The following is a 25,976-nucleotide window of genomic DNA, read 5'->3' on the forward strand; positions in this document are numbered from 1 at the left end:
GGATGCAGATATATTGATTCTGCTGCACATCCCCCCTTTCAAGTACTATGACAACATCATCCCTTGATCGAGCCGATCATTACGCCTTTGACAAAGTACTTTTGCAGGAAAGGATACAAAATCAGCAGCGGCAGACTGGATACCATGATGACTCCATATTTAATCAGTTCCGTTACGCGCATCTTCGCTGCGTAGGATTCGACATCCACCATCATGCCGGAGCTTACCTGATTCTGGACGAGTATGTTGCGAAGCACCAGTTGAAGCGGATATTTGCTTTCGTCGTTCAAATAGATCAAAGCGTCAAAGAAACCATTCCAGAAGCCGACAACATGGTATAGCACCATGACAGCTAAAATGGACTTGGATAAAGGCAACACAATACTCCAGAAAAATCTGGTGTTGGAACAACCGTCGATCGACGCTGCTTCCCGCATTTCATCCGGGATGGCGGACTGAAAGAATGTCCTTACGATAATGACGTTCATTATGCCACCGGCACCCGGGATTACAAGCGCCCAGATCGTGTTCAGCATGTGAAGATCCTTGATTAACAAATACGTCGGAATCAACCCGCCGCTAAAAAACATGGTGATCAGCAAAAACCACATGATGACCGACCTTCCAACCAGATCCTTTCGTGCTAACGGATAAGCTGCAAATACGGTAACCGCTACTCCGATCAAGGTTCCTACGCCAGCGTATAATATGGAGTTGGCATACCCGATCCATATGGAGGAGTCATTGAATATTCGTTCATAGCCGTCGAGTGTGAATCCCTTTGGTAATAACCATACTTCCCCAGAATAAATTAGATTGGGATCACTGAATGAAGCAATCAGCACAAAATACAGCGGAAATAATACAAGCAGCATAACGACGGTCAAGAAGAAATAGTTGATAGCGTCAAACCATGCGTCTCCTCTGCTTTTTCTCTTCAAAAATTGGTTCAAAGTCAATCCCCCCTACCACAAACTGGTTTCGGTTAATTTTTTGGCAATTCGGTTAACGGTGACAATCAGGATGATGTTGATGACGGAGTTAAACAGTCCGACCGCTGTAGAAAAGCTGTACTGTGCCTTCTGAATCCCCAATTCGTATACATAGGTCGGGATAATATTGGAGGTGGCATAGTTCAGATCACTTTGCATAAGAAATGCTTTCTCGAAACCGATGCTCATAACGTTCCCGAGTGCAAGAATGAGCAGGATGACAATTGTCGGCAAGATGGACGGAATGTCCACGTACCATACACGCTTCCATTTGCTTGCTCCATCCATAATCGCGGCTTCATGCAATTCGGGATTAACCCCGGCAAGGGCAGCCAGGTAAATAATTGTGGCGAAACCGGTCTCTTGCCATACCCCTGACAAAATGTACAAAGGACGAAACCAGCCTTCGTCGGCCATGAAGAGAATCGGCTCTCCACCGAACCAGGAAATGATAAGGTTCACGATTCCGCTGTTTGGCGATAAAAAAACATGGAGCATACCGACGAGTACAACGGTAGAAATAAAGTGCGGCGCATAAATGACGGTCTGGATAAATTTCTTGTATCCCTTGCCCAACATCTGATTCAGCATGATCGCGATAATAATAGGAGCCGGGAAGCTGAACACAAGCGATAAAAAACTGAGTGTCAGCGTATTTTTCATGATCGTCCAGAAGTTATAAGAATTGAAAAAATCAATAAAATGCCGGAATCCCACCCATTCGCTGCCCCAAATGCCCTGGCTTGGTGAAAAATCCTTAAATGCAATTTGTACTCCGTACATCGGGTAGTACTTGAACAGGAGGTAAACCAGAATGATCGGCAGCAGGAACAGGTACAGTTCATAGTTGCGTTTAATTCGACTCCAAGTTTTACGATTTTCTTTGATCAGGGTTTGTTCTCCTCCGGAATCTTGTGAAATCACCGTCATACTCCCTTTCTTCGTAAAATTATTATTTGTTATTGAAACGTTTCCAATTTATATGAAGCGCTTCCATTATAATTGAAACGTTTCCAATTCAACATGAGAAAAACGTCACCCGGCTAATCCACCCGGTGAAGCTTTTTGTTCTCAGGAACCATCAAGTCGTTTCACCTTGTCTAAATATGACTGGAAGACGATAAACTTCCCGGTCCAATGGTTCCCCATCGATCTTTTTGTAGAGCAGCCTGATCGTCGTACGTGCCATCTCCTCTACAGGTTGTCTGATCGTTGACAATATTGGATGGAAATAAGGATGATCCTGAATGCCATCATATCCGATGACCTTTACATCCTCCGGAACGCGAATGCCCTGCCTGCCGGCTCTTTCTATATATTTGGCGGCGAACATATCCGTAATGGCAAAAATACCATCCACATCCCCATGCTCTTTTAGAAACTCACCATAATAGGCATCATCATCCAAAACCGGGTCTGGCTTCTCGTATACAATGTAGTCAACCCCCATGGTTCTGGCTTCCTGAATGAAACCTTCTCTCCGATTCATGGTTTCACTGAAAACAGAAGTGACACTCCCCATAAAAGCAGGTTTTTTGGCTCCTGCTTTGACAAGTTCCCTTAACGCCAGACGCCCTCCTTCATAATTGTCCGACGTAACACATGTGATTTTCTTGTTGAAGTGTCTGTCGATACTGACAATCGGAATGTCATTGCTGACGTAATTTTCGATATCGTTGTACGTAATGCCGACAATACCCGCCACTTTGTTTTGCTGGAGCATATCCAGATAATATAATTCCTTTTCAGGTTTGCCACCGCTATTGCACAGCATGAGCTTGAAACCTTCCCGATCCAGCTCATCTTCAATGTAATAAGCCAGTTCGGAAAAAAAAGGATGCCAGATACTCGGGAGCAGCAGGGCTACCATCTTGGACTTCCGCATTTTGAAGTTTCGGGCAATCTCATTAGGGATATAATTCAACTCTTGTATGGCCTTCTCGACTTTTCTGCGTGTTGCGGGTTTAACGGCGCCCGAATTGTTAATAACACGGGACACGGTTCCTACAGCTACACCAGCTAAGCTGGCTACATCTTTAATACTTGACATCTAACCCCCCCGCCTATCTCTCTGATGGAATTCATAATAACACCTAATTGGAAACGTTTCAATATTTTTTCGAAAACATTAAATCAACAATTTTATACCTCACACACTTTCGCACCCAAAGCTTCTAGAAAAGCGTTCACAGGTACCATCACTCGGCCACTTTGCTCTACACTTCTGCTTTGAAACGCTGAACTTTGGCGTACAGACAATAGCGCCGGGCAGCGATACTTCCCAAAGGCAGAAACAACAGTGCACTGATGGATTAGCTCTCTTGACCTCTTCCATCCAGGGGCTTAGCGTGGGTATGCAAGGTTCCATGAAGTATGATGGTGATGATGAGCATATGGATTCCAAAATAAAACAAGCTGGCTCCGTCAGGAACCAGCCATAGCTTCGTTTTTGCAAATCAATTCTTGTTCGCCAACCTACTTGCTCTTCAGCAGCTCACGCAATGTCTGCGGATCATATGTAGAGACCAGTTGTTCCAAATGTGCGTCCAGCCACGCCTCATCCTGATCCCACCATTTCAGCTCCAGCAGCAAAGCAATGATCTCATCATTGAAGCGCTGTTTGATTGGCTTGGCCGGGTTGCCTCCTACAATGGTGTAGGGCTCGATGTCCTTGGTGACTGTCGCATTGGAAGCGACGATCGCACCGTCTCCGATGGTTACACCGGGCATGATAGTTACATTCTGCCCAACCCAGACGTCGTTCCCCAATACAGTATCTCCCTTAAAAGGCAGTTGATCCAGCGTAGGTGTCACTCTCTCCCAACCCCCACCGAAAATATTGAATGGATAGGTCGTCATCCCCTCCATCCGATGATTGGCACCATTCATAATGAATGTCACGCCTTCGGCAATTGCACAAAACTTGCCAATCACCAGACGATCACCCAGGAAATCATAATGATGCTGAATGCGGTCATAAAATTGCTCGGGTGGATGACTGTTGTCACTATAGTACGTATAGTCACCGATGTCGACATTGGGGCGCTGCGGCAAATTTTGAATGTAACAGACGGTTCGGATATTCTCGTTTGGGAAAAGCTTGGTTTTATCGGGAGCCATATCTGTCCCCTCCTTTTTCCTCATTGTACCAGAAAGAATAACGTGTCTTATAGATTTCAAGAAGAATGCTGCTGATAGAAATTTATGATGGCATGGAAGGCGAGGAACGGGTTTCCTTTTCCTTAACCAACAACAAGGCGGCTCCCCTCATAAGGGAAGTCGCCTCTATTTTGGTCTGGGTTCTAATTATGAGGATGTATATCCGTATCGGCGTAGGCCGTTTGGTAGTTCAATTCTTTATATACAAAGTAATCAAAATCCGCGAGTTTCCGGGTCCCACCCAGATCCTGCGCACAAAGACCGATATAGGTTCCCGTAAACCGGATATATTCCGGTGATTCATCGGACAGATGTGTGATGTCAATCCACCCGCCTGCCGGATACCAGGATGGATCATCATCTAACGCATAATAAAAGCAGGCACGATCGCGATCGACCACAACCTTTAACCGAATTCTATTCACAGATTCTAATGGGATATCTTCTATTAGTTCGTCATATATCCCATACCTGGATTGAATAATTCCCAAGCACGGTCCCTTCTCTTCATGATAAGTTACCCGTAAATAGAGATAGTCTTTGGTATCATAATACAGAATCAATCCGGCCATTTGCTGTGGATGGTCTGGCGCAAATTCCAGACAGGTTTCGGCTTCACAATTAAAAGCCTGCAGTCTCCGGCCGACCATGCTCTGCCTGTGCGTCGAGCTCATGGACTCCGTTCCGCGTAAGCGCAAGTAACCGGGACGTTCCGTCAGGCTGAGCCAGGTCGGATCCGGTGGTATACGAAGTGTATTCCAATCGTTCCGGAGCTCGAATTGATCGAAGTGGTCCATTGCCGCTGCCGGCTCAAATGGATGTGCCTTGATCTTCGGTGCAGGCACCTGAACCTGGGGATATCGGTCACCGCCTGCAAGCCTCAACCAGCCGTCCTCGCTCCAAGTGCACTGCTGAAGAGCGGTCTCACGTCCAAGTATGCAATATTTTTGATTCACTGGTCGGCCGACCAGATGGGCCATGTACCATTCGCCGGTGTGCGTTTCGACGAGACTGCCGTGACCGGCCTTTTGCAGATCTAAATCGGGCCTTCCGTATGACGTGAGGATTGGATTGGTCGGATCGACCTCATAAGGGCCTTGTAACGAATGGGAACGTGCTACCGTAACCGCATGCTCATAACCCGTTCCCCCTTCAGCCGTTATTAAATAATAATAATCATTGTGCTTATACAGATGCGGCGCCTCCGTCAGCCCTAATTCGGTTCCCTTAAATATATTAACAGCAGGTCCGACCATCTTTTGTTCCCGGATGGAATATTCCTGGAGTACAATGCCTGAAAACCGGTTTTTGCCCTTACGGTGATCCCATATCATATTAACCAGCCACTTGCGTCCGTCTTCATCATGAAATAAGGAAGGATCAAAGCCGCTGCTGTTCAGATACACCGGCTCGGACCAAGGGCCTTCGATATCCGATGCTGTCACAAGGTAATTGTGGGTGTCTTTAAAAGCGCCTACCCGGCTTTTAACATCGGTGTAGATGAGGTAGAACATGCCGTTGTCGTAACTTAGGCAGGGAGCCCATACGCCTCCGGAATTAATGTTTCCTTCCATGTTCAGCTGTGTGATGCGTGTCAGTGGAGAAGCGATCGGTCGCCAATGCACCAGATCCCGGGAATGGTGAATCCGTACACCCGGAAACCAGTCGAAGGTGGAAGTGGCGATATAATAATCTTCCCCCGCCCTGCATATGGACGGATCGGGATGAAAACCGCGAAGAATGGGGTTGGTGATCATATTCATTATAGTAGCAACCTCCAGTATGAAAGTGATGATCTGTACAAAACAGGTAGGAAAATGTACTAAAATGGGTTGACTTCCTTACCACCCCAGCGCTTTTTTGCCAGCTTCCAGGGCGGTTATGATCCGGTCTACATCATACACATTTCCTCTCCATGTCCCACCGCTGACCGATTGCAGCGCAGCCCACAGCCTGGTATCATCCGGCAAATCTTCATCAGGTCGCATATCCGGATGAAAGGTTCGATGTGCCAGAATGAGAGCTCCTTCTTCCGGAGACACCTCTGTCTCCCCTTCTCCAACAAAGTTAACGCTGCCCTCCAGCGTGCCCCGATCCACGACGATGTCAATCAAGTCTCCGTTCCGGAGCTTGCCGATCGGCCCGCCTGCCAGTGCTTCGGGGCCAACATGGCCAATACACGCTCCGGTGGACACACCGGAGAACCGGGCATCCGTGATGAGCGACACATATTTGCCAAAAGGCAGATGCTTGAGCGCAGACGTAAGCTGATACGTTTCCTCCATCCCGGTCCCTGAAGGTCCGCGTCCGAGCAGGACCACAACGTCACCGGCCAGTACACCGCCTGTTTTTATCGCACGAATCGCCTCACGTTCGGTTGTAAACACCTTGGCCCGGCCACGATGACGATATACGCCATGCTCATCCAGCACAGCAGGGTCAATGGATGTAGATTTGATGACAGAGCCTTCCGGAGCGATATTCCCGGTTGGAAATGTCACGGTCGAGGAAATCCCAAGACGCTGCGACTGCTCTACACTCATGATGACACTGTCCGGATCAATGCCGTCCTTCTCTTTCAATTGCTTGCGCATGAGATGACGGCGTTCCGACGATTCCCACCAATCAAGCACCTGGCCCAATGACCTACCTGTCACTGTAGGTACAGACTCATCCAGCAGGCCAAGCTGTCTGAGATGGAGCATGACTTCGGGGACACCTCCGGCCTGAAAAACCCGAATGGTCGGATGGAAGATCGGTCCGTTCGGCAGGGCACTAACCAGTCTCGGAACATTCTTGTTCACCTGTATCCAGTCCTGTACCGTAGGCACAGTTAAACCCGCAGCATGGGCAATAGCCGGTATGTGAAGAAGCAGATTGGTAGATCCGCCGAACGCGGCATGAACGGTCATGGCATTGCGAATCGATGCATCTGTGACAATGTCCGCCATCCTCATCCCCTGGGACTCCATGTGTATCAGTGCGCGTGAGGATTGGCGCGCCATTTCGAACCAGATGGGCTGCCCGGAAGGGGCAAGTGCAGCATGCGGCACCGTCATGCCCATGGCTTCTGCTACAACCTGGGCTGTTGCCGCAGTACCCAGAAACTGACAGCCTCCCCCTGGTGTAGCGCAGGCTCGGCATCCTAACTCCGACGCCATTTCCAAAGAGAGTTCTCCGCTGACGTACCGTGCGCCGATGGTCTGTATTTTACCGGCGTCCTCTCCATCAAGGGGCGGAAGCGTGACGCCACCGGGAACGATCACGCCCGGAAGCTGCGGCATGCCTGCAAGCGCTAGCATCATCGCCGGCAGACCTTTGTCACACGTTGCAACGCCGATCACACCTTTACGTGTCGGCAGCGAGCGAATCAGTCTGCGAAACACAATAGCGGCATCGTTCCGGTACGGGAGCGAGTCGAACATGCCGGTCGTTCCCTGTGATCTGCCGTCACAAGGGTCACTGACATATCCGGCAAACGGGATTCCTCCGCGGCTCGATATTTCTTCTGCGGCAGCTTTCATCAGCAAGCCGACCTCCCAGTGGCCCGTATGGTAACCGAGAGCTGCGGGACTGCCGTCCTCATTGCGGATACCGCCCTGCGTACTTAAGATCAGAAACTGTTTCCCATTCAATTCTCCGGGATTCCAGCCCATTCCAACATTCTGGGACATGCCGAACAAGTCGCCGCTTGGAGCATTGCGCAGCAAATCATCGGTTAAAGGCAGACGTCCTGCTGCCCCTGGAGCATGTGCTATGATATCGAGGCAGCCTGACTCTTCCTTCCCCATAATCGACATAATCTGTTCGTACATGAGACCCTCCCACAGTTTATGATTTCACAAAGACTGTTTTGATCGCTGTGAAAAACTCGATGGCCGCTTGCCCCTGTTCCCTGGAGTGTGAGCTAGACATCTTCATTCCACCGAACGGAGCCTGCAATTCTACGCCGGCCGTTTCCGCATTGATTCTGACCAATCCTGCATCCATATCACGAATGAAAGACAGCATAGCTCCAACATTTTGCGTGTAGATGGAAGCACTCAAGCCGTAATCGCTATCGTTAGCCGCTGCGATCGCTTCCTCTAGGGAATCTACTGCCATCAAGGCAAGCACAGGGCCGAAGATTTCTTCCCGGGCGATGGACATATGTGATTCGACACCTTCAAATACGGTCGGCTGGACATAAAATCCCTCTTCAAGCCCTGGACCGTCCGCCCTTTTTCCGCCAGCCAGCAGAACGGCTCCTTCATCCTGTCCTTTTTGGATATAGCTCAGCACGGTCTTGAGCTGTCCTTCGTTCGCACATGGACCCATCCAGCTTCCGGAAGACATACCGTCGCCCAGTCGAATCTCCTGGATTTGCGATAGGAGCTTTTCTTTAAAGGCATCATATACTTTTCGTTCGATAATGACCTTGCTGGTGGCCGTGCATTTCTGGCCCGTCGATTTCAAGCCACCGCTGATTGTGGCCTCAACAGCCAAATCCAAGTCAGCGTCTGCCGCGATGATGATCGGGTTTTTCCCGCCCATTTCAAGTTGGTACTTGGCCCCTCTTCCCAGCGCTGCGGCGCCGACCCGCTTGCCCACTTCATTGGAACCTGTGAATGTAATTCCACCCACATCCGGATGTTCAGCAAGTGCGGAACCGATTACCGAGCCTCTGCCGCATACAAGGTTGAGAACGCCAGCCGGAATGCCCGCCTCCTCAAAACATTCCAATATTTTAGCCGCAGTGACGGCGGTTTCCTGTGCAGGCTTTAATACAACCGTATTGCCGTAAATCAGGGCCGGGGCCGTCTTCCAAATCGGAATCGCTACAGGGAAGTTCCACGGAGCAATAACGCCCACAACGCCAAGCGGTACACGGGTCGTAAACATCAGCGCTTCACTGTCCGTCGAAGGAATAACATCGCCGGTTTTTCGCATGCCTTCACCAGCGTAATATCTTAAGATGGCGACTCCGCGCATTGTCTCTCCTTTGGCTTCAGGGAGTGTTTTGCCCATTTCCCTTGTCATTGCCTCCGCAACCTCATCGGCCCGGCGTTCCAGCACATTTGCTGCCTGAAATAGATAGTTACCGCGCTCCGCACCGGTTAACCTCCGCCAATCCTTCGCTGCTGCCTTGGCTGCTGCGACAGCCCTGTTCAGATCCTCAACACCCGAGTCTGGTACATACCCCACGACCTCATTCCGATTTGCCGGATTTATGCTGGGTTCGCTTTCTCCGGACACAGCCTGCACCCATTCCCCGTTAATATAATTCCTGTATGTCTGCTCTACCTGAAATGCGGTCATGGCATTCATCCTCCTTATATACTAGTTTGATATGACAGGGTTGATCAGTGTCCCGATATCGCTGATGGATATTTCAATACGGTCCCCAGGTTCAAGCGTAAACTCATTGGGTGGTACAATGCTTGTTCCTGTCAAAAGTACCGTGCCGTCGAACAGATCGTTGTCCCGCGCCAGGAAAGAGACCAGCTCATCCAGCTTTCGGTTTAATTCACCCGTACTCGCTTCACTCTTAACGACCATTTCTCCTTCACGATAGATCCGACAGACGATACTGAATTCATAGGGATTCTGCACCGTTTCCGCTAGTCGAATAGCCGGACCTATGGAACAGGAATTGCGCCATATTTTTGCTTGCGGCAGATACAGCGGGTTTTCCCCTTCGATATCGCGGCAGCTCATGTCATTGCCAACGATGTACCCCACAATGCTGCCATCAGCGGCAAGCACCAATCCAAGCTCAGGCTCCGGGATCTGCCAAGTGGAATCGCTGCGAAGCGTGACAGCCTCATTAGGTCCGACGGTCCGGGCTGCTGTGGATTTAAAAAAGATCTCCGGTCTCTCTGCATCATAGACCTTATCGTAAAAGGTCTCCGCATCCAGCTTTCCATCCGTAGCTTCATAGTTTCGCGCTTCACGGCTCCGCTGATAAGTCACACCCGCCGCCCATACTTCCGGAGATTCCACGGGCGTAATCAGGTGCAGTGAAGTCCAATCATCGGTTAGTTCATTTAACGGTTTAAGAGCGCTTTCAATCAGTTGAACGGGTGAAATCCCCTGCTCCCTCGCTTGATAGATCAGAGTCATAAAATCCGCCTGTGGCAAACGATAGGCCTTTTCATCATCCGTAACGGCTGCCAGCCACTTCTCTTGTCCGTCCAGAAATCGAATAATTCTCATTCAAGCTTGCCCCCATTCTCCCCCATCGGGTTGATATTACTACCTTAGCACCAGCTAGAGTACATGACGATGTTCTAATCACTCCAACGACTTACCCTTTTCACGCATTATTTTTCTGTTAAGATGAATCTATATCAGTTGAACTAAAGATGATTTACATGGACACTCCGATGACAGAATAACCTTCCAATCACTGTTATCCCCAGATTTTTTTGATTCCCTCTTCACTAGGGGAAAATCCGGTGATAAAGGCGACCGCTTCGCTTTTTCAGGTTTTTTCTGTCCTCTCCGTTTCTGTGTAAATAGTTAGTTCAATTGATATAGACGAAACGGTAAGATGTTGGAATACAGAACATGACGAGGAGGTTCCTGTGACCAAGCTCTCGGAAGCCGTATACTTAGGCCGTCTGCCTGATGTTCGCATGTCTTTTCAATTATTGGGGCTGCATGCAAGAAAAGTAGATTCCAGCTGGACGTATCCGTCCCATGAGCATTCCATGTATGAAATCCACTGGATGCTGGATGGTCAGATGAACATGGTGGTCAACGGACAGTTGTACAGTCAGTCTGTTGGAGACCTTCTGTTCATCCGCCCCGGTATGACCCATTCCTGCACCGGTGCCGGACCGCAGGGATTCACTTACTTTTCCGTTCATTTCAGCGTACACGATACCTCCTTTTGCAGAGAACTCAACCGCTGCAGGGACATTTATTATCCGGCAGATTCGAATTTAGCTCTGGGACTGTCCTCTTCACTGTGTACACTATATGATCTGGCCACAGAGCACTTATCCAGCCCGCTGTCTTCCTCCAAGCAGATGAAAGTTCATGCTGCCGTATTCGAATTGCTCGGCTCCCTGGTCGGCCAGTTATCTCAGAACGCATCCATTACCTTATCCAGAAAAGAAACCATCGCCCATCAAATTGCCGAGCATATTGAGGATTCCGTAAGATATATCCATCTTCATGGTGAAATTCGGGACAGCGAGCGAACCTGGATCCAAGACATTGCCAAGTCGCTGAACATTAGCCCGTCACAGGTCAATCGAATTTTTCGGCAGGTATACGGCACAGCACCGCGCAAGTTTTTATCAGAAACCCTTCTGAACGAAGCCCAGCGGCTGTTAAAGCAAACCGACCTGAACATTGACCATATTGCGATGATGCTGGGGTATAAGACCCATGCGCATTTCAGCCGGCAGTTCAAGCGGTGGACAGGCATCGCGCCAAGCGAATTCCGCACCCATTCGCAGCAAGCTGCGGCAGCCGACCATCCTGATGATTGAAGTATCCTTTCATACGAATGGAAAGACTGTAGACAATACTTTTCCCACAATAGGGAATCAAGCCATTACAGTTACAAAAATATGATCGAAAAAATACGCTGCGGATGTTCAAATTAAATAAGCAGCTGCTGGATTACCAGCAGCTGCTCTGTCTGTACGCAGATCGAATCATATTCAGCCTTTTATTCTAATGTGAATGAGGCCAAGCTTGCTCCTCCCGACCCCCTGTAAGTAAAATACAAAGCCTGTTTGCCATCCGGAACCGTTATTTCGGCCGTATATTTTTTCCATTCATTCGTAAAATGTACCGGGATCATTCCCAGCACAGGACCGTCCCATGCGGTTTTAACCTCGAAGACTCCATTACAATATCCGCGCACCTTGACCGTGACCTGACGGATTCCGTTACAATCGAAATATTTAAAACCTGCCGTGGCTGATTCCACCATATTGGCAATATATCCGGTCTCTTCATCGCCGTCTCTTCCATCCTGGGTAATCTTCGGAAAGCGGCTGTCCAGCCATGCACCCTGTCCGAAACCTCCAGTATACACTTGATCATCTTTCGTAAAAAGATTGCATGCAAGGTACGCAGGGTACTCCCCTTTTCCTTCAAGTGGCCCCCCATTCAGGCCGCAGGAAGTCAATTCCACCTGAGAAATGGCTCCGACCCCATCAAAAAAGATCCGTTCGATACAACCCTGACGGTTGAATGCGTCCCCGTTCGTATGGCGGTGATAAAAAATGTACCAGTCCCCGTTTATTTCGACAATGCTGCCGTGGTTATTGCCGCCATAATACATCGGCTTGTCAGCTGGTTTATAGGAATCAATATGTAGATCACAGTTGCTAACGATAACGCCCTGATATTCAAACCCTCTGTTTGGAAATTTGCTGGTAGCATAACATAATTCATGCATGACGATCGAGGAATAAACCAAGTAGTAGATGTCCCCTCTCTTCCGGATGGAAGGTGCCTCAAAAAATTCATGTCCTTCAAATCCGCTGCCCTCGCTGTAGGGTTGACTAGGAGCGACGAATACAGGCTCATCCACAATCGTCAACATGTTCGGACCAAGCACCGTCACCATCGCGCCATGTCTCGATTGGTCTCCAGGCGCACAGAAACCGGTATACAGGTAGGTATGCTGTCCTTCGGTGAATACGCCGGGATCGAATTGAGGCTCGTCCCCTTCTCTTTCTCCCAGTCGAGTGCCGTCGGCATATTCTACATAGCCGTAGAATTCAAATTTTCCGGCAGGTGTATCGCATACAGCCACAGAAACAACCGGCACTTTATCCAGCACATAATAAAGATAATAACGTCCGTCAGGACCTAACGTAACATCTGGTGCATAAAGGCACATACTGCCATCCGGATTTAGCGGATCATCTGTTTTTCGGTAGATCACACCTTCATTTCGCCAATTCCCCAGGTCGTTCACTGGCGCCGACCAGCATATATAGTCGTTCAAACAAAAGACATGTCCATTAAACCGGTCATGCGAACCATACACATATACTCTGCCGTCAAACACATAAGGCTCACTATCAGGAACATACTCCCAGGATGGAAGGTATGGATTTAGCCCCTGTTTCTTCATTCAGCTACACTCCTCGCAGAGACATATAGTCATTTGATTATTTAAAAGTAAGGTTTCTGACTGTTCGATGCAATGACATATCCTAAAGTATTATTGATCAATAATCATATTCAACATTCGATATTAATGACTGACTCTCGCCTCGAGCAGTACAAATTCCATTCTTTTTTTCGCCATGCATCCTTGATCGGCTGGTAAGCCCGTGTTTGGGCCATCTATTCCACTATGGAATGAAGCGAACAACAAGTAGCCCATCAGGCTGATGCCTGCTAGGCTACTTGTTCTGATCTTTTATAACTCGGTAACTGTCACACCAGCTGCTTTGTAATAGTCTTCATTCACGTTGTTTAGAATGTTGGCCTTCAGCAGAATGCCGAGCCCGGCAAAGAGACCAATTCCGTTTGTATTACCTTCAATTCGGTTATTTTCAATCACCACATTCTCGGGGTCCCCTTCGCCAACATTGCTTGCTCCGGCATCGCCTTTGTCGCGCTCAAGCCGCACGCCCCAGTAGCCGCTGGCGGTATTGTTACGGATCACATTGCCTCGAATTACCGTACCCGGTCCGTTCAGCACTTTGATTCCTGCCGCATCTGCAATCGCGGTTGTATTCTTGATAAGATTATCCTCAATTACTGTATCAGGGGTGCCCATGGTTACCGAAACGCCGATTTGGCTGTTTGTTATCGTGTTGTCATGAATGTAGTTTCCTTTACCCGACTTGCTGTGGTTGCTCGGTGCTGACCCCCCTGTATTGCCGAGTCCAATCCCTGCGCCGGTCAGCACATCCGTAATCACATTACCGGAGATTTCATTCAAATACTCCAATTCACCATGAAGATCAATAGCATCCAGCTTCGTTCCGTTAAATGTATTGCCGCGCAGCACATTGTTATGTGCCACAAACTGGATCAACGCTCCATGTCTGAGATAAGGACCCTCAAATGTGCTGTCCTCCACCACATTCCATATCGTATCATTGTCAAAGCCGAGCCGATCGGTCTTGGCCGTTCCCTGAATGGAAATGCCATAGCCTGAACCTCCAGGGCCCAGATCTGTTGCATTGCGGAAGGTTGCATGCTTCACAACAACATCGCGGCTGTGTTCGATGCGAATCGCCATTCGTTTGAATTTCTCCACAATCACGCCATCGATCGTAATGTCATACGATGGTGCCTCACCATAGTTGGCGATGTGAATCAGGCTATCCGGCCCCCCTGCGGAGGGGTTGTTGGATTTGTGATCGGTCATGTAGCTGCCAGACCAGGATGAGGTTAGGGTCATGTTGGATACGAGAATGCTATGCTGAGCCGATGCTTTCAAGACGGCGCTGCCTGTCACCTGATCCAGCGATGTCTTGAGTACCGTTCCTTCACGGCTCTCTCCTCTCAGGTTCACCCCGGATTTGAGCATCAGATTGGTAGTTCCATCCGGCCCGGACAACAAATTGTACACGCCATCAGGCAAAAACACTTCATCACCGACATTGGCCTCATCAATAGCGGCCTGAATGGCAGGTCGGTCATCACTCGTATTATCAGCCATATCAATTCCGTAGTCCCGTACATCAATCGTACGTCCAGTTACAGCATGAGGAGAATGGACTGCATGTGGTGTGCCATCGGTTTCCGTCAGACCTGGAGCGATAAAGGGCACCGTCCCCTCCGGAGGCTGGGGCTCCATGTATGGAATCAGGGCAACAGGCGTGCCTCCCCCTGCAAAAGGGGCATACAGATGCACATCCGTCAGACTCGTATAAATACTTGAATCGGAATTGCCATGCCCGGTGATCCGTACATAACGTGCAGAAGTATCCGGGATATCAAACGCCTGCATTTCTGTTGTATTCCCGTTGCTTTCTCCATTGAATACCTGGGTCCAATGATCACCGTCAACAGAGGTTTCGATCTCAAAGAAAGTCTTCCGCACATTCCCTTTGTAAAAACCAATCCCAACATAACCCACTTGCTGCGCCTGCCCCAGATCAAATGTGATCCACTGCCCCTCTCCGGCAACAGACCAGCGTGTATAGCTGTTATTGTCGATGGTGTTGGTCGCCAGGTTGCCGTCGCTGCCGCTTGCCGAGACGGAAGCCACAGGCAGGGAGGATATCGGAACGGCAAGAGTGGTCAAATCGGTTGATAGAGCACTGCTGACATGGCCCGCCTCGTCAATCGCCCTCACTTGAAATGTATACGGCGTTCCGGCTGCAAGTCCGCTGTCCCGAAATGACTGCTTTCCTTGTTCAGCCAGCAGAACTCCACCCCGATAGATCCGGTAGGCAGATACTCCCGTATCATCGATGGCCTCAGGCCATCTCAGTTCCGCAAAATCCGTTCCCCAGTTACGAATCTCCAACTCGGCTCCCTGCACCCATTCCGGTGACTGCGTGTCACTGCCCTCTTCGACTAAAGCAATAACAGATAACTGTGGACGCGGATTGCTCGTTCCGTTGGCTTCCTTGGTATATACGTTTACAGAGACGCCTGTTGCTCCTGCATCTGCGAGCAGAAATGCCACCTTCCCGACACCTGAACGGCTCTTCACATAATCAGTTACATCCACGTCATAGACGGCCGGGCTTCCATTCCGATCTGCCGTGACCTGGAATGTGCCAAGCAGCGAATCTTCGCTGAGGCTTTGGACCGGGGCATTCGACCAGGTTAACGATGATTCGCTCCAGTCCGTTGCATCCAAACCATATAGAGACAACTCGGTGTCGATATTCGATGTGCCTTTCTTAGCGGCAATCCGTAGTCGATACCGGTCTCCTTCAGGCTCATTTTCGGTCAGATCGAATTTGAAATACACATATTTCTTGGTCGATGAAGTAGAAGAGATGCTTAGTAATCCGGTGCTGGAGCCTGTGGCCTGATTGAAATTCAGGTCAGGCTTGCTGCTATCAATCGCCGCATCGTCGCTCGGTAGCTTGCTGGCGATGATCTTCTCAATCAACGGTTTTTCTTCATTCACTCCTTCATCTTCAGGCGAAGTGTCTTCGGGATTGCTTTTGAAAATAATGGGTTCCGTAACAATCCGGTTCTTCACATGTTCATCAAGGAAGGCCCATGCCTCCGCATTGGCAACCTCGGAAGCCATCCCTGTAAATCCATGACCCTGACCGGGTACGACTTTCATATCCACAATCGGGACACCCGCAGATTGAAGCTGTCCCGCAAAAGTAACACTGTCGGTATAGGGAATAGTGACGTCAGCATCACCGTGCCGAATCCAGAATGGTGGATCATCCGGTGAAGCATACGTGCCAGGCATGGCAAGTCTGGCCTGTTCCGGTACATCAAATGCACGATGCCCGCCAAGCAGAGCCGTGACCGAGCTGTAGTTATTGGCAAATGTCGTCGTAAAATCAGCCGGTCCGTACCAGTCGGCGACCGCTTGCACCTTATCGGAATATTCAGGCCAGCCACCAGACCCTTCGAGATCAGGTGCCTCAACCGTCACTCCCGTATCGAGCACTACGGGATCACCAGCGACCATGTCCCCTGTTGTTCCGAGTAATCCAGCCAGGTGGCCGCCCGCAGATGATCCCCAGACGCCGATACGACTCGGATCCAGATTGTACTCGGCTGCATGGGCCCGCAAATATCGGATAGCAAGCTTCACATCCTGAATCTGGGCAGGGAAAGGCGCTTCAGGCGTCAGCCGGTAGTCCAGAGATACACCGATATAACCACGTTTGAGTACATAATTGCATATGGAGATCAATGCCTGCTTACGGTCCCCGTGATTCCATCCACCTCCGTGGATATAGACCATGACCGGCATCGGTTCAGCTGCCGCTGTCTCGGGAACAGCAATGGAAGAATAGATTGCTCGCCCACCAGCCGTACCAATCTCCACATCCTCGTATAAAATTACGCCTGGTGGAGGCGTAAATTCAGTATTCTCCTCTCCAGGCGGCACTGGGGATGGCGCAGGCGTTACACCGGGAATAGCCTGACCGTAAATGGCAACATTGTCGATATACATGTTGGCCTGCATGACATCTCCTGTCCGAAAACGAATTTTTACCGTGCTGTTATTGTTCGCTTCCGCACCCAGCGTCCAGCTTTTTAGCGTATTCCCTTCCTTGTTCTTCAGGTCTGGAGTGCCTGGGGGAAGTTCAAATGTCTCCAGCATTGCCCAGGAACTGCCCCCGTCCTTCGACCATTCGATGATGATGCTTCCGCTTATATAGGACGAGGCGCGTGTGTAGTAGCTCAGCCGAATATTTCCGTATCCAGTCAGATCAAGCGGCAGCGCGAGTGCGTCGGTTCCGTCCATCTTGATCAGGTTGGGCAGCGAGGGTGCGGTTGTGGAAGATGACGTTTTGGCCTTGCTTCCCCCTCCCCCTTCTTGCAGCCAGGGGGCTCTCAGTGCAATTCCGCCTGTAGAGCCAAAGTTGTCCGGGTCATCAAAGTTTTCCGTGTAAATTTCCAACTCTGGACCTTCCGGATCCGGGATATTTTCTTCCTGCGTAACATTTAAAATGGAATGAGGAACAGCGTCTTCCATCGCCCGGACTTCATGCACGGGAACGGTAATACCGCTAATGAGTATGACAGACATGGCAACACGTACAACCCGCTTCTTCCACGTTTTGAACACGTCATTCACTTGTATCCCCTCCGTATTCACCTGACTTGCCACTCCGAAGACAGAACAACCTTCCGATCGCTGTTATCGTGTAAAATGTATTGTTCAGCTTAAAGAGTTAGCGACGCGGTGCGGACACGCCTTCACCCTTCTTGAATTTCTCCGTAGCCTCCTTGATGGCTTGATCGCCGCCCTTGGATTTCCATTCCTCAACTACCTTCGGCCAATCGGAGATCGGTTCCTTACCATAAACCATCTTGATCATGTGCGTGAGCAATACTTGGGGCGGTGTATCCGAATTGGGCGCAATATCGGGATTCTGTACAAAAGCTTCCAAACGTGGATCAAAGTTGATGCCATCCCGGCCTTCTTTGGCTAAAATGGTATCGTAAATATTCATCAGCTTTCTGCCTTCTTCTGTCAACGATAACGAGCCTTTATTGTACGTCGTGTCCTGTACGAACCATAAGAACGACTGACGGTAACGCTCTTCGTCCACACCAGCGGAGTCGGTTGGCGCTGTGTAAGAAATGACGCCATTATCCTCTGTGTAGGTCTCTCCTTCTGTGCCGTATGTGAAAAACTTCTCCGCTTCTTCAGACACCATCCAGTTAAAGAAACGGATAATGGAAGCCGGATCAGCCGCATCCTTATTAATAAAGTAGGCCCGGGTCACTGGCCCGTACAGATAGTAACCGCCCTTTCCGTCCGGGCCGACAGGGGAAGGGATAATCTCGATTTTGGCATCGGGAACCGACGCTTTAATCTGCTTCTCCCATTGGATCAATTCGTTGGCGTTCATGGACCACATGCCTGCTTTGCCAGAGAGAATCGTATTTTTGAATACCGTGGAATTGATGGTCGCGAACTCTTTGTTGATCAGCCCTTCCTCGTACATCGTTTTATAGACCGTTAGAGCTTGCTGCATATTCTCGTTATCCATAAATTTCGGTACAACCTGGTCGCCCTGCTGCTCCATCATGGACAGAAACTGCTGCACGTCATAGGCGCCGAAAAAGGTGTCTGCATATTTGAAATCTTCCCGTCCCATATACGGATTCTCCACACCGAGCTTCTTAAAGGCGCGCAAAACCTCCATAGTCTCCTCGACCGTAGTGGGCACCGGTAGTCCGGTTTTGTCCAGCAGATCCTTGCGAATCCAGGTTGCCCGTCTGGACGGATTGGATAAATACTCGGGGATGGCATAGATCTTGCCGTCATGGGTTACCTGGTCCCAGGCTTCCTTGGGCACGGCTTTGAGCAAATCCTGCCCGTACTGCTGCAGCAGTTCATCCAGCGGCTGAAATACTCCGGCTTCGACCGAGCCTGCCATCTCTTTGCCGTTGACACCGCCGTCACCCTGTACCACGTCAGGAATGTCATTGGTGGCAAACATCTGGACCATTTTCTGTTCATATTCCTTATGGGGCACCAGGACAATTTTCAGATCCGTATTGGTCAGATCCTCCAGCTTTTTCACCCATTTATCCTGGTTGATGTCCGGCGACTTCTCTACATACGTATAGGCCAGCGTACGCAAAGACATGGAGAACTTCGTTTTGCCGTCTTCCCCGCCCTCACCGGATGCCGCTCCACTCCCTTTGTTGCATCCCGCCAAAACGGTTGCCGCCAGCAATAGCGTCATGCCTGTGACCATCCACTTTTTCATGCTACCCCTCTTTTCATCCTGATTTAGATTTAGGTATCACTTATCGGTGAAGCGCTTTCATAAAGATGATAAAACATCCCCACCGCCTGCAACAATGGGGATGTTTTAGATGAGATTGCGTTTTCTTTAGGTCAGCACTCAGCATTCCACAGCATCCAGTCATATAGCACTATATAAATTGAACGTACAAACTTTACACTCAGCCACTGCGATTGCAGTACCCTCTTCCGATCGCTGTTATCCCCAGATTTTTTTGATTCCCTTTTTCAGAGGGGAAAATCCGGGGATAAAGGCGAACGCTTCGCTTCTTCAGATGGGTTCTGCACTCTTCGTTCTTGTGTAAATATTCAGTTCATCTTATCTAGTACGTCTTGGATACCTCGATCTTCTTCGTTACACCATTGTCGGTAAAATAGAGATGAATGCCGTGATCCTGGTCATCGATGAAATAGGGGACATACTTCGGTTCCTCGATCTTGTACGGTACAAGCAGAGTCACAATCCTGTGACTTGAGGCAGGCCGCGTTTCCGCGCTCAGATGATAATGTCTGTCCAGCCCTTCGTACTCTGCAAGTTCCACCTCTGCGAATTGATCCGTCTGACTGAGCGCCAACTCACCGGAGGAAGCATATACAAACGTCCCCTCAAGCCCCGCCTTATTCCCGTTCAAACGGAAGCTCTGCCCTTTCAGCTGCAGCGGGTGCAGGGCATGGAACAGCCATTGGACACTGTCCGGCTTCTCCAGATCAATGTGATCCACAATGACGAAGTAGGAGGATTGCAGAAAATGAATCTCCCGTACAACACGTTTCACATGAGGTACGGTGCTGGCATAGGCATCAGTCGCTAATGCGCGCACATAACCATCACCATTCCGCCAATAGGCATCTTCAATCTGTCCGGTTGCGGCCATGTTCAGCACCTTGTTGTTCTCGGCGTACTGACCTGCTCCACCGATCAACAAGTTGTTCTTGGAGCGTGTCTGCCTGCGCCATTCCCGATGAAAGGAGCTGCCATGCGCGATATAATAGCCCGTATCTGCCGCAAGCGGCTCACCGAATGCATGCAGAGTGAAGCTGTTCTGATCCGCATGACTGTGGCTGATGGAGCCGTAACGGCTCGACTTGAGCAGCAGCATCATATGCTCATCCGGATCATCCATCCGGTGATGCATGGCTACCCATCCCACATCCCGGAACCACTTGAGCGGCTCGATGTCTACGGGTGACTCTTCCTCCACCTGGGGATAATCATGGCGGTAAACCAGATCGTCAAAATTAAAGTCCCACCAACCGTAGTTATAAAAAGCCCCCTCTGTCCCCGGATCGGATTGGCGCACACGCTCAAAGTACCACTGGTACCAGCGGTTGCCTGTAACACCCGCCAGTTGGCGGACAAGATAGCCTGTTTTCAAGTTCACAGGGTCACCCAGCGTAGACTGATCTCCAAAGCTGGCGCGCCGCGCATCGGGCGGGTACACATAGAGTGGAAAATCCCCGGTACGCTGGAAGAACGGCCGACGGAAGAAGTCGATGCCCGCATAGTTTCGCAACAGATTCATCGCTTCGGTCACATAGGCCATGCCCGTTGTCCAGTACATTGGACCTTCGGCCCAACCTCCATCACTGCCACCCCATGGAGAGTACAGACAGGCATAATAATCGATTGCATAATCCAGCCACGCTGCAGCCTGCTGCTCCTCATGCAGCAAAGCCATACAGCAGGGCACAAGCACGGAAGACAATGAACGCACCGCATGGCTGTCATAAGGCACATGATGGATCTTCGAACGGACCATCACATGCTGGGCTACCTGCTCTGTCCGCCGCAGCAAACTGCGTCTCACCGCATCCTGCTCTTCGCTGTTCAACTCATCATGCAGCCAATCATAACCCCAAGCGAGCGCGGCGGCGACCCGAAAGGCTGCCTCGTCATTATAATCGCGGGAGGTCGTTCCCTCCGTATCCCAAGCCGCCACATGCAGCAGCCAGGTTTTCGCCGCTTCAAGCAGCCGTTCGTCACGGAGCACTCGACCAGCGATGCTCAGATGACGAATGGCATATAACACTTCCTGACAGTCAATATACATTTGTCTCCAGAGCACGGCGACACGTTTGTTCTCCGGGTAAGGCAGCGGTTCACGGATCGGCTCGCGGTTGGCCCACGGCTCCACGGAATTTGCCATAAACGCATCCCAGCCGCAATATGTAGCATCTGACGAAATGGCATCTGCAAGTTCCGTTAGCCCGCTCTCTCCGAGCCATAGCCGGGGGTGAGACGTGTCTGTGGAAACGTACCGCTCTGCTCGGGAAGGTATCGGTGTCTCGGGCAATCCCGCTGGTACCGTAAACCGCCTCACCTCACTCCATGCCGACATTTCCTGAGGCTTCTCCAGCACGACATCCGTTTCGGTTTTGCTTCCTTGTTGCACTGGTTGATCTACAAGCAGCGCATATCGCCAATAATAATCCCCAGGCTCAAACACCCGGTCTGGCGTGAAAAAGTTATACGGGAGCGGCGCAAAGGTCATCGTCTCTTCTTCCTGAAAAGAAGGCCCCGTCGAAACTTGCAGCACATAGGCATTCTCATCCTCCTGCTGTGCCGCCATCCAGGTAAACCTCGGTGGGTTCTCTGCCAGAACCGTATGTTCGTCAGGTGCATAGTCTACATGGAACGGCCCGCTGATTGGTTGGTACAACGGTCTTTCTGCAAGCTTTCGCTTCACTTCCATCGTTTTGTCCCCTCCTTATCGCAATGATGTAGCATCAACGCATATACATTCCGCCGTTGATCTCAATCGTTTCTCCGGTTATAAAAGAACCCAGCTCGGAACACAGGTACAGCGCCGCTCCTGCGACATCATCGGGAGTCCCTTCCCGTCCAAGCGGAATGCTGCTTACTGCCGAAGTTCGCCCTGCCTCCGAGGTAAACGTAGCATGGAACGCCGTTTGCCCGATGAATCCCGGGGAGAGAGCATTCACCGTAATCCCGCCAGGAGCAAGCTCTTTGGCAAGACCTTTCGTTAACGCAATGACAGCCGCCTTGGAGGCTGCATAAATCGCTGCACCCGGACCGCCCCCGTTATGGGCTGCTACCGAGGTTAGATTGATAATTCGTCCGCCCCCAGCTGCCTTCATGCCAGGAATGACCGCTTTGGAGACAAATACGGCGCTCTTCAGATTCACATCCATAATCCGGCTGTACAACTCCTCACTCATCGTTTCAATGGGGCTCCGCTCCACCAGATGCCCCGCATTGTTAACCAGCAGATTAATCGGGCCGCCGAAGCGCATCGTAATCTCCCCTACCATGGATGAAATCGCATCCGTATCGGTCACATCGGCCTGAAATGCCGCTGCTTCACCTCCAGCATTCCGGATCGCGGCCACAACCTCCTCAGCCCGCTCCATATTATGCAGACCATTCACAGCGACCTTTGCTCCGCAACCAGCCAATGCTCCAGCAATAGCAGCACCAATCCCTCCACTGGAACCTGTTACGAGGGCAATTTTGTTCTCTAAATTCATGTTCATCATCTATCTTCCTCCTTGGTATAGGTAATGGTTTCAATTAAATCCGCTTGCGGTGCTGATCCGCCGGAAGCGCCATCGTAATCGTCGTTCCCAAGCCTTGCTCACTCTCCATCATCAAGCCGTACGTTTCTCCAAATACCAGCTGAATCCGGCGATGGACATTCATGAGTCCGATGCCTCCGCGATGGTAGACATCATCGGAATCTTCACCTGCCAGACGATTCAGTTCCAGACGGCGGCGCAGCTTCTCCAGACGTTCCTCGCTCATGCCCATGCCGTTATCCTGAACGATGACCAGAAAGCGATCTTCCAGGCGCCGAGCATCGATGCGGATAAAATGACCGGGCTCCATGCCTCGCGGAAACGCATGTTGCAGCACATTTTCCACCAGCGGCTGGAGTGTGAGTCGAACCATTTTTTCCAGCAGCAGATCCGGCGCAATGATAACCTCAACTTCAAGCTCCCGATCCATGCGATGTTTCATGATGGACAGGTAGGCCAGCACGTGCTTCAACTCATTGGCAACCGTAATTTCCTCCAGATTGGTCTGAATGGAATAGCGGAGCATATGAGCCATGGATTCTACCATCTGTGCAATCTCTTCGGAGTCCTGTACGACGGCGTAACATTTGATCGTTTCCAGGGTGTTGTAGAGAAAATGCGGATTGATCTGCAGCTGAAGCGCCTGAAATTCCGCACGATGCCGTTCCAGCGCCTCCTGCTGAAGCTCGATTTCCGACTTCTGGCGGCGCAGCTCTGACTCGTATACACTCTCAATCATGTCCGACAAGCGGCTGACCATCAGATTATAGCTGCGGATCAGCACACCAATTTCATCGCGCCTTTCCTTCATCTCCACCTTGTTCCAGATTCCCTTCTCCGTCTGTCTCATTCCGTTCATCAGCACACGAATGGGTTCCACTTGCGATGCTCCAATCCGGTAGGCCACGACCAGTGCAGCCAGCAGCGTTCCTGCACCAACCCATAAAGTGGCCGAACGGATCGTTGCAATCGGTCTTTGCAGCTCCGACAGCGGCACGGAAGCGACAAAGCGCCAGCCTGAATAGGCAGAAAGCTCCGATATGAGCAGCCGTTTGGTGCCATCCGTGTTCTGCTCCATTGACCCTGCCCCCATATGCATAAGCCTGTTTACGGTGCTGGACGGCATCGCCGTCTGCGCCTCTTCGTCCCCGGGCGTGTAGATGACCGTTCCGTTCTGATCCATCACATACTGATAGCCACCTTGACCGAGGTCGAGTTCTCCCCATATCTTGTCAAGCTCCAGCACATTGACTTCCATCGCCAGCACCCCGTTTGGCGTATAGGAGGACACCCCTCTGATCCGGCGCGCAATCGTAATCACATTAGCGCTCTGTCCACTACGAATACTGCGGGTAAGCAAAGTCGATTCGCCATTTGCAGGGGTTGGAGCCAGCAGCTCCTTATACTGCTGTGCCACGTCGATATCCGGTATGCCGGCTGAATTCTGGTTGTCATCAATGACAACGCGTCCATTTTCCCCGATAACATACAGGAACTTGATCTGTGGATATAACATAAAAACAGGCGGAAACACGTTCGTCTTAATCTGACGGCTGTACTCGTAATAGGCATAACTGTCCTCCGAATTCATATCGAGAAAGTGCTTCACACTTCCGTTCGAGAGGATGGAGTAGGTTGCACGATCATAATTTTGCAAATACAGATCGGTCTGGTATGCCGTATTGCGCATCGTTTGGGCGATGTTGTCCGCGAGCTGGTCATTCATTTCAGTCGAGGCATAGGTATAGGTGAACAGACCAATGGCGGACAGGGACAACGTAATCACGACGGCAAAATGAAAGAACAGGCGGATGGACAGGCTGCGCTTCATCATTCAATGCCCAACTTACTGCGGTATTCGGACGGTGTAAGTCCGGTAATTTTCTTGAATGTCTTCGTAAAATGGGGATGATCCGCATACCCCACTTCATAGGAAATATCCGTAATCCGGTTGCCCGGCTGCTCCAGCATGCGTTTGGCCAGTTCCATTTTGCTGCGTATCCGGTATTGGATAAAAGTTTGGCCTGTCGTCTGCTTGAACAGCTGACTGAAGTAGGACGGGTTAAGTCCCAGCTTGGCGGCAATCTCATCCAGGGACACCTCGCGGCGCAGATGCTTCTCCAGATAGGCTTTTGCTTCTTCCACGGGATGCTTGGGCTTGCCGCTGCGCCGCTCCTTGATCGTCTTCATTAACATGTGGATCTCATTGCCCAGCGCCTCAAAGCACTCTTTAGAGGAAGCGCTTTCATTTATCTCGCAAGATGTACTCATCGTTCCGTTGCCACGTGCGTTCATTCGGGCCACAATCAATTCAAGCAGTTCCTGAAAAAGCTCCGCTGTCTGCTCAGGCATCAAGGAATATGCCGGATACCGACCAGACCATGCTGCGAGCAGCTCTGTCACATCGGACTGCCTTAACTCCCAGATGGCCTCTTCCAGACGCATCGCCCAATCATTCAGCTCCCTCACCGGTACAAGGGAAACCGCAGGTTTATCCTCTTCTGACGCCAGCAATTTGAGAAGCAGTTCATGAAGTTCCTGTCGTCCCACAGGCTTGAGCAGATAACGCTTTACCCCATAATTCATACAGGCTCTCGCATATTCAAAGTCCGAATAACCGGAAACCACAATAATGCGTATCGTACTGCCTTGCTCGGATAAACGTCGACACAGCTCAATACCATCCATCGTCGGCATGCGAATATCCGTAAACAGGATGTGCGGCCGAAAGGCCTCTACCACCTGAAGGGCCTCTTCCCCATGCGCTGCCTGCCGAATCTCACAGTCGAACAGTCCTGCTTGCTTGATCATCTTCGCCAGACCCATCCGAATCATCGGTTCATCGTCCGTAATCAAGATTCTGAACATCACCATTCCCCCGTTTCCGTCAGATCTGTATA

16 protein-coding genes are annotated in these 25,976 nt (G+C 50.4%); 1 reads left to right on the forward strand and 15 read right to left on the reverse strand.

What is annotated here, in order from left to right:
* Positions 1-56: 56 nt before the first annotated feature.
* From PPA03S_RS05920 to PPA03S_RS05955, 8 genes are all read right to left on the reverse strand, one after another.
* A complete protein-coding gene (locus tag PPA03S_RS05920; RefSeq protein WP_062320826.1) occupies positions 57-953 on the reverse strand; it encodes a carbohydrate ABC transporter permease in 897 nt (298 codons plus the stop codon).
* Positions 954-965: 12 nt separating this feature from the next.
* A complete protein-coding gene (locus PPA03S_RS05925; RefSeq protein WP_062320828.1) occupies positions 966-1,922 on the reverse strand; it encodes an ABC transporter permease in 957 nt (318 codons plus the stop codon).
* A 151-nt stretch (positions 1,923-2,073) separates the two neighbouring features.
* Positions 2,074-3,042, reverse strand: a complete 969-nt coding sequence (locus PPA03S_RS05930; RefSeq protein ID WP_062320830.1) for a LacI family DNA-binding transcriptional regulator — start codon at positions 3,040-3,042, stop codon at positions 2,074-2,076.
* A gap of 425 nt (positions 3,043-3,467) precedes the next feature.
* Positions 3,468-4,112 carry a Vat family streptogramin A O-acetyltransferase gene (locus PPA03S_RS05935; protein ID WP_062320832.1) on the reverse strand — a complete coding sequence of 215 codons (645 nt, stop codon included), beginning with the start codon at positions 4,110-4,112 and terminating at the stop codon, positions 3,468-3,470.
* Between the two features lie 182 nt (positions 4,113-4,294).
* A complete protein-coding gene (locus tag PPA03S_RS05940; RefSeq protein WP_062320834.1) occupies positions 4,295-5,914 on the reverse strand; it encodes a glycoside hydrolase family 43 protein in 1,620 nt (539 codons plus the stop codon).
* Positions 5,915-5,992: 78 nt separating this feature from the next.
* The gene (locus PPA03S_RS05945) at positions 5,993-7,966 is read right to left on the reverse strand and encodes a YjhG/YagF family D-xylonate dehydratase (protein ID WP_062320835.1); all 1,974 of its coding nucleotides are present in this window, start codon (positions 7,964-7,966) and stop codon (positions 5,993-5,995) included.
* Positions 7,967-7,982: 16 nt separating this feature from the next.
* Positions 7,983-9,449: an alpha-ketoglutaric semialdehyde dehydrogenase GucD gene (gene gucD / locus PPA03S_RS05950; protein WP_062320837.1), complete on the reverse strand. Its 1,467-nt coding sequence runs from the start codon at positions 9,447-9,449 to the stop codon at positions 7,983-7,985.
* Positions 9,450-9,470: 21 nt separating this feature from the next.
* Positions 9,471-10,346, reverse strand: a complete 876-nt coding sequence (locus PPA03S_RS05955; RefSeq protein ID WP_062320839.1) for a fumarylacetoacetate hydrolase family protein — start codon at positions 10,344-10,346, stop codon at positions 9,471-9,473.
* Between the two features lie 371 nt (positions 10,347-10,717).
* Between PPA03S_RS05955 and PPA03S_RS05960 the strand changes: the two genes are divergently transcribed.
* A complete protein-coding gene (locus tag PPA03S_RS05960) occupies positions 10,718-11,632 on the forward strand; it encodes an AraC family transcriptional regulator (RefSeq protein WP_062320841.1) in 915 nt (304 codons plus the stop codon).
* Positions 11,633-11,814: 182 nt separating this feature from the next.
* Here the strand turns inward: PPA03S_RS05960 and PPA03S_RS05965 are convergent, their stop codons facing one another.
* From PPA03S_RS05965 to PPA03S_RS05995, 7 genes are all read right to left on the reverse strand, one after another.
* Complete coding sequence (locus PPA03S_RS05965) at positions 11,815-13,236, reverse strand: family 43 glycosylhydrolase (RefSeq protein WP_062320843.1); 1,422 nt, start codon at positions 13,234-13,236, stop codon at positions 11,815-11,817.
* Positions 13,237-13,527: 291 nt separating this feature from the next.
* Complete coding sequence (locus tag PPA03S_RS05970) at positions 13,528-17,853, reverse strand: alpha/beta hydrolase fold domain-containing protein (RefSeq protein ID WP_062320844.1); 4,326 nt, start codon at positions 17,851-17,853, stop codon at positions 13,528-13,530.
* Positions 17,854-17,950: 97 nt separating this feature from the next.
* A complete protein-coding gene (locus tag PPA03S_RS05975) occupies positions 17,951-19,501 on the reverse strand; it encodes an extracellular solute-binding protein (RefSeq protein ID WP_062320847.1) in 1,551 nt (516 codons plus the stop codon).
* A gap of 361 nt (positions 19,502-19,862) precedes the next feature.
* Positions 19,863-22,232 (reverse strand): DUF4962 domain-containing protein, encoded by a 2,370-nt coding sequence (locus PPA03S_RS05980; protein WP_062320849.1) that lies wholly within the window; start codon positions 22,230-22,232, stop codon positions 19,863-19,865.
* A 34-nt stretch (positions 22,233-22,266) separates the two neighbouring features.
* Positions 22,267-23,034 (reverse strand): SDR family NAD(P)-dependent oxidoreductase, encoded by a 768-nt coding sequence (locus tag PPA03S_RS05985; RefSeq protein WP_062321264.1) that lies wholly within the window; start codon positions 23,032-23,034, stop codon positions 22,267-22,269.
* Between the two features lie 37 nt (positions 23,035-23,071).
* The gene (locus PPA03S_RS05990; RefSeq protein WP_062320851.1) at positions 23,072-24,910 is read right to left on the reverse strand and encodes a cache domain-containing sensor histidine kinase; all 1,839 of its coding nucleotides are present in this window, start codon (positions 24,908-24,910) and stop codon (positions 23,072-23,074) included.
* Complete coding sequence (locus PPA03S_RS05995) at positions 24,907-25,944, reverse strand: response regulator transcription factor (protein ID WP_062320854.1); 1,038 nt, start codon at positions 25,942-25,944, stop codon at positions 24,907-24,909. The genes PPA03S_RS05990 and PPA03S_RS05995 overlap by 4 nt, the downstream gene beginning before the upstream one ends.
* Between the last annotated feature and the right edge of the window lie 32 nt (positions 25,945-25,976).

It is taken from the genome of Paenibacillus pabuli NBRC 13638, assembly GCF_001514495.1.
Classification (GTDB): domain Bacteria; phylum Bacillota; class Bacilli; order Paenibacillales; family Paenibacillaceae; genus Paenibacillus; species Paenibacillus pabuli.